Annotated in this window: 5 protein-coding genes; 1 reads left to right on the top strand and 4 read right to left on the bottom strand. The window is 73.0% G+C overall.

From position 1 onward, the window contains the following. Window positions 1–30: 30 nt before the first annotated feature. The 4 genes from E1265_RS33055 to E1265_RS33040 all read right to left on the bottom strand — a co-directional run bounded on the left by E1265_RS33055 (window position 31) and on the right by E1265_RS33040 (window position 4,209). The gene (locus E1265_RS33055; protein ID WP_132934651.1) at window positions 31–1,365 is read right to left on the bottom strand and encodes a hemolysin family protein; all 1,335 of its coding nucleotides are present in this window, start codon (window positions 1,363–1,365) and stop codon (window positions 31–33) included. Continuing rightward, window positions 1,362–1,859: an rRNA maturation RNase YbeY gene (ybeY, locus tag E1265_RS33050; protein ID WP_132934650.1), complete on the bottom strand. Its 498-nt coding sequence runs from the start codon at window positions 1,857–1,859 to the stop codon at window positions 1,362–1,364. The genes E1265_RS33055 and ybeY overlap by 4 nt, the downstream gene beginning before the upstream one ends. 12 nt (window positions 1,860–1,871) lie before the next feature. Then, window positions 1,872–2,885 carry a PhoH family protein gene (locus E1265_RS33045; protein ID WP_132934649.1) on the bottom strand — a complete coding sequence of 338 codons (1,014 nt, stop codon included), beginning with the start codon at window positions 2,883–2,885 and terminating at the stop codon, window positions 1,872–1,874. Between the two features lie 160 nt (window positions 2,886–3,045). Further along, window positions 3,046–4,209, bottom strand: a complete 1,164-nt coding sequence (locus E1265_RS33040; RefSeq protein WP_132934648.1) for a PfkB family carbohydrate kinase — start codon at window positions 4,207–4,209, stop codon at window positions 3,046–3,048. Window positions 4,210–4,258: 49 nt separating this feature from the next. Here E1265_RS33040 and E1265_RS33035 point away from each other — a divergent pair. Next, window positions 4,259–5,365: 6-phospho-beta-glucosidase (locus tag E1265_RS33035; protein WP_132934647.1), on the top strand; the 1,107-nt coding region annotated here is incomplete at its 3' end.

Below are 5,365 nucleotides of genomic sequence, written 5' to 3'. Positions count from 1 at the left end.
GGTGGGTGAGGGGAACCCCGCGGAGCGAACCTACGCCGGGTCCGGGGAGTCCCCCGGTGGGGTGGGGACCGGCTCGACCAGGATGCGGTCGATGCGGTTGCGGCGCCCCACGGGCGCCTCCGCCGTGAGCCGCAGCGCGGCCAACCGCGGTCGTTCCTCCTCCCGCGCCGTGGACTGCTCGGGCGTGAGCGGGACCTCCGCGCTCGCGCCGGCGATCGGGACGCGGCCCAACGCCTTGGCCAGCAGGCCGCCGACCGTCTCCACGTCCTCGTCGTCGAGCCGCAGCCCGTACAGCTCGCCGAGCGCGCCGATGTCGAGCCTGGCGGTGACCCGGTGCGCGTCCTCGCCGAGGTCCTCGACGGGCGGCAGCTCCGTGTCGTACTCGTCGGTGATCTCGCCGACGATCTCCTCCAGGATGTCCTCGATGGTGACGAGGCCCGCCGTGCCGCCGTACTCGTCGATGACGACGGCGAGGTGGATGTGGTCCCGCTGCATCTCGCGCAGTAGGTCGCCCGCGTTCTTCGTGTCCGGCACGAACGTCGCGGGCCGCATCACCGACTCCACCGGGTCGGCCTCGGTCTCGCGCTTGACGTGCACCGCGCGGGCCAGGTCCTTGAGATAGACGATGCCGACGATGTCGTCGTCGCTCTCGCCGGTGACCGGGATCCGGGAGAAGCCGGAGCGCAGCGCCAGCGCGAGGCCCTGGCGGACGGTCTTGTGGCGGTCGATGGAGACGATGTCGGTGCGCGGCACCATCACCTCGCGCACCAGGGTGTCGCCGAGCTCGAAGACGGAGTGCACCATGCGGCGCTCCTCGTCCTCGATCAGGGACTCGCGCTCCGCCAGGTCGACCATGGCGCGCAGCTCGGCCTCGGAGGCGAAGGGGCCGCGGCGGAAGCCCTTGCCCGGGGTGAGCGCGTTGCCGAGCAGAATCAGCAGCTGGGTGACGGGGCCGAGCACGCGGCCCAGCGGCACCAGCACGTACGCGGCGACGGTGGTCGTCATCAGCGGGTGCTGGCGGCCGATCGTGCGCGGGGAGACGCCGACCGCGACGAAGGACAGCAGCACCATGACGCCGAAGGCCACGGCGAGCGCCTGCCATATCCGGTCGAACTCCTGGAGGCAGGCGTGGGCGACGAGCACCGCGGCCGCCATCTCGCTGCAGACCCGCAGCAGCAGGGCCAGGTTGAGGTAGCGGGTGGGGTCGGCGGCGAGCACGGCGAGCCGGGCGGCGCCTCGGCGGCCGGCCCGCTTGGCCTCCTCCGCGCGGAAGCTGGTGACGACGGCCAGGCCGGCCTCTGCGCAGGAGGACAGCCAGGCCAGCGCCAGCAGCCCGATGACGGAGAGCAGCGCGGTGACGGTCATGTCGTCGTGGGGGCCGGGGAGGGGCCGGTCAGGCCGTGTTCGGCGCGCCAACCGTCGACGATCGCCTTCTGCAGGCCGAACATCTCGACCTTCTCGTCCGGCTCCTCGTGGTCGTAGCCGAGGAGGTGGAGCACGCCGTGGACGGTGAGCAGTTGGAGCTCGGCGTCCATGGAGTGCTTCGTGGGGGCGGCGGCGCCCTGCCGGACGGCGACCTGGGGGCAGAGCACCACGTCGCCGAGGAGGCCCTGCACGGGCTCCTCGTCGTCCTTGGTGGGCGGGCGCAGCTCGTCCATCGGGAAGGACATCACGTCGGTGGGGCCCGGCAGGTCCATCCACTGGATGTGCAGCTGCTCCATGGCGGCCTCGTCGACCGCGATCACCGACAGCTCGGAGAGCGGGTGGATGCGCATCCTGGCCAGGGCGTACCTGGCGATGTCGAGGATCGCGCGTTCGTCGATCTCCAGGCCGGACTCGTTGTTGACCTCGATCGCCATGATCTGCGGCGGCTACTTTCCGTTCCGGTCGTCGAAGCGTTCGTATGCGTCCACGATGCGGCCGACGAGCTTGTGCCGGACCACGTCCTGGCTGGTGAGCCGGGAGAAGTGCACGTCGTCGACGCCGTCGAGGATCTCCTGCACCTGGCGGAGGCCGCTCTTGGTGCCTCCCGGCAGGTCGACCTGGGTGACGTCACCCGTGATGACGATCTTCGACTCGAAGCCGAGCCGGGTGAGGAACATCTTCATCTGCTCGGGGTTCGTGTTCTGTGCCTCGTCCAGGATGATGAACGCGTCGTTGAGCGTGCGGCCACGCATGTAGGCGAGCGGGGCGACCTCGATGGTGCCGGCGCTGAGCAGGCGCGGGATGGAGTCCGGGTCGAGCATGTCGTGCAGCGCGTCGTAGAGCGGCCGCAGGTAGGGGTCGATCTTCTCGTAGAGCGTGCCGGGCAGGAAGCCGAGCCGCTCGCCGGCCTCGACCGCGGGCCGGGTGAGGATGATCCGGTTGACCTGCTTGGACTGCAGCGCCTGCACGGCCTTGGCCATGGCCAGGTAGGTCTTGCCGGTGCCGGCGGGGCCGATGCCGAAGACGATCGTGTGCTGGTCGATGGCGTCGACGTAGCGCTTCTGGTTGAGCGTCTTGGGCCGGATCGTCTTGCCGCGGTTGGACAGGATGTTCTGCGTGAGGACCTGCGCGGGGCTGGTGCCGCCGCCGTCCTCTGAGCCGCGCAGCATGGCGATGGAGCGCTCGACCGCGTCCTCGGTGAGCGGCTGGCCGGTGCGCAGCACCAGCATCATCTCGTCGAAGAGCCGCTGTACGAGCTGGACTTCGGCCTCGTCGCCGGTGGCGCTGATCTCGTTGCCCCGGACGTGGATGTCGGTGGCGGGGAACGCCTTCTCGATGACACGCAGCAGCGCGTCCCCGGAGCCCAGAACCGTGACCATCGGGTGCTTCGCCGGCACGGTGAACCGGGCGGTCGCCTCGGCGGCCCGGGCCGCCGGCTGGTGTGTGGGTGTCTGCGTCATGGGCGGCCGCTGCTCGGCCTGCTCATCCCTCTCTGAACTGACTGCGGGGCGGTACAGGACTTCCGAGGCCAGGGTACGACGCTACGCCCGCGTATCCCCAGGAAATTACCCAGTGCGATCGGCGCAGTTCGCGATGGTCTTGAGGCGCGGGCATCGACGCTCACCCACGGAAACCGAGCGTGGGCACCGCGCGACGACGGGCCCAGGTCGGGGCGGCTCCTGGCAGCAGCTCGGAGAGGAACGCGTACCGCTCGAGCTCGTGGTCGAGCCGGCCGCCGGCCTCGGGGAGCGAGCGGATCCGCTGCCACCAGGCGGCCACCTCTCCCCAGCCGGGCGCGGAGAGCGAGCCGCCGAACTCCTGGACCGAGAGGGCGGCGGTGAGGCCGGCGAGCGCCAGCCGGTCGGCCAGCGGCCAGCCGGCCAGGGTGCCGGTGACGAAGCCGGCCACGAAGACGTCCCCCGCGCCCGTGGTGTCCAGGGCCTCGACGACGATGGCCGGCACCTCCGCCGTCTCGCCGGTGCGCCCGTCGGCCGCGTAGGCGCCCTCGGCGCCCATGGTGACGACGGCGATCGGCACCCGCTCGGTCAGCGCGCGGGCGGCGGCGCGCGGGCAGTCGGTGCGGGTGTAGCGCATGGCCTCCGCCGCGTTCGGTAGGAAGGCCTCGCAGTGGGCGAGGTCGGGCAGCTCGGCCAGCTCCCAGGCGCCCGTGTCGTCCCAGCCGACGTCGGCGAAGACCAGGCCGCCGGCGGCGGCCGCCTCCCTGATCCAGCCCTGTGGCTGCCCGGGGCGCAGCGAGGCCACGGAGGACCGGGCGCGCGGCGGGGGCGGCACGGCCGGGACGGCGGCGGGCGCCGCCTCGTCGATCGGCGGCCCGGTGGGCGGCCCCCAGGGCGGCGGGGCCTCGTGGCCGTGCGAGACCATCGTGCGCTCGCCCTCGTAGGCCATGGACACGGTGACCGGGGAGTGCCAGCCGGGGACCGTGCGGGAGCGGGAGAGGTCGATGCCCTCGCCGCGCTCCAGCGTCTCCCAGCAGTACTCGCCGTACTTGTCGTCGCCGAAGGCGGCGGCCAGCGAGGTGCGCAGGCCGAGCCTGGCGAGCGCGGTGGCCATGTTGGCCACCCCGCCGGGGCTCGACCCCATGCCGCGCGCCCAGGACTCGGTGCCGCGCACGGGGGCCGACTCCAGGCCGGTGAAGACGATGTCGAGGAAGACCGTGCCCGTCAGATACACGTCGTAGTCGGGGTCGGTGGGGGCGCGCAGCGCGGCGAGGGGGTCGAACGCGCTGGCCGGTGGGGCCTGGTCGTGGTCGTCCTGGTGGGTCACCGTGTGCTCCCGGGCATCTGGCCTTCTCCTCTACGGTACGTTCCGGGCCATGAGGCTCACGATCATCGGCGGCGGCGGATTCCGCGTTCCCCTGGTATACCGGGCGCTACTGACAGTCAGTCCCGAGGAGTCGCCCGATCGGGCGATGGGGCGGTGCGCGGAGGTGACGCTGTTCGACCCGGATCCGGGCCGGGCGCGGGTGATCGCCTCGGTGCTCGCGGCCCAGGCGGCGGGCGTGCCGGACGCGCCGGCGGTGCGGATCGCGGCCGACCTCGACGACGCGCTGCGCGGCGCCGACTTCGTGTTCTGCGCGATGCGGGTGGGCGGCACGGCGGGCCGGGTGCGGGACGAGCGGGTGCCGCTGGCCGCCGGGGTGCTCGGCCAGGAGACGGTGGGCGCCGGCGGGATCCTCTACGGGCTGCGGACGATCCCCGTCGCGCTGGAGATCGCGGACCGGATGCGGGCGGTGGCGCCCGACGCCTGGCTGATCAACTTCACCAACCCGGCCGGAATGGTCACGGAGGCGATGTCGAGGCGGCTCGGGCACCGGGTGATCGGCATCTGCGACTCGCCGGTCGGCCTGGTGCGGCGGGCGGCCAGGGCGGCGGGGGCCGATCCGGCGGCCGTCGGCTACGGCTACGTGGGGCTCAACCACCTCGGCTGGCTCCAGTCGTTGACGCTGCGCGGCCGGGACCTGCTGCCGGGTCTGCTCGCGGACGACGCGGCGCTTGCGTCCTTCGAGGAGGGCCGGCTGTTCGGCGCCGAGTGGCTGCGGGCGCTGGGTTCGCTGCCCAACGAGTACCTGCACTACTACTACGCGGCGCGCGAGACGCTGGCGGCGGCGCGGGCGGCCACCGAGACGCGGGGCGAGTATCTGGAGCGCCAGCAGGGCGCGTTCTTCACGGACGCGGCGCGGATGCCTGAGCGCGCGCTCGAGGTGTGGGAGCGCGCGCGCCTGGAGCGCGAGGAGACGTACGGCGCGGAGGCGCGGGCCGCGAGCGGCGGCGGCGAGCGGGACAGCTGCGATCTGGAGGGCGGCACCCGGGAGTGGGCCGCGCCGGTCCTGCGGCACGCGGCCCGGCGGGTGGTGCAGGAGGCGCTGACCAACGCGGTCAAGCACGCGCCGGGGTCGGCCATATCCGTCCGGGTGGCCCAC

The organism is Streptomyces sp. 8K308 (assembly GCF_004348315.1).
In the GTDB taxonomy this organism is placed as follows: Bacteria; Actinomycetota; Actinomycetes; order Streptomycetales; family Streptomycetaceae; genus Streptomyces.
The sequence above is the reverse complement of the archived record's forward strand: the minus strand, read 5'-3'. Positions and strand labels throughout refer to the sequence as shown.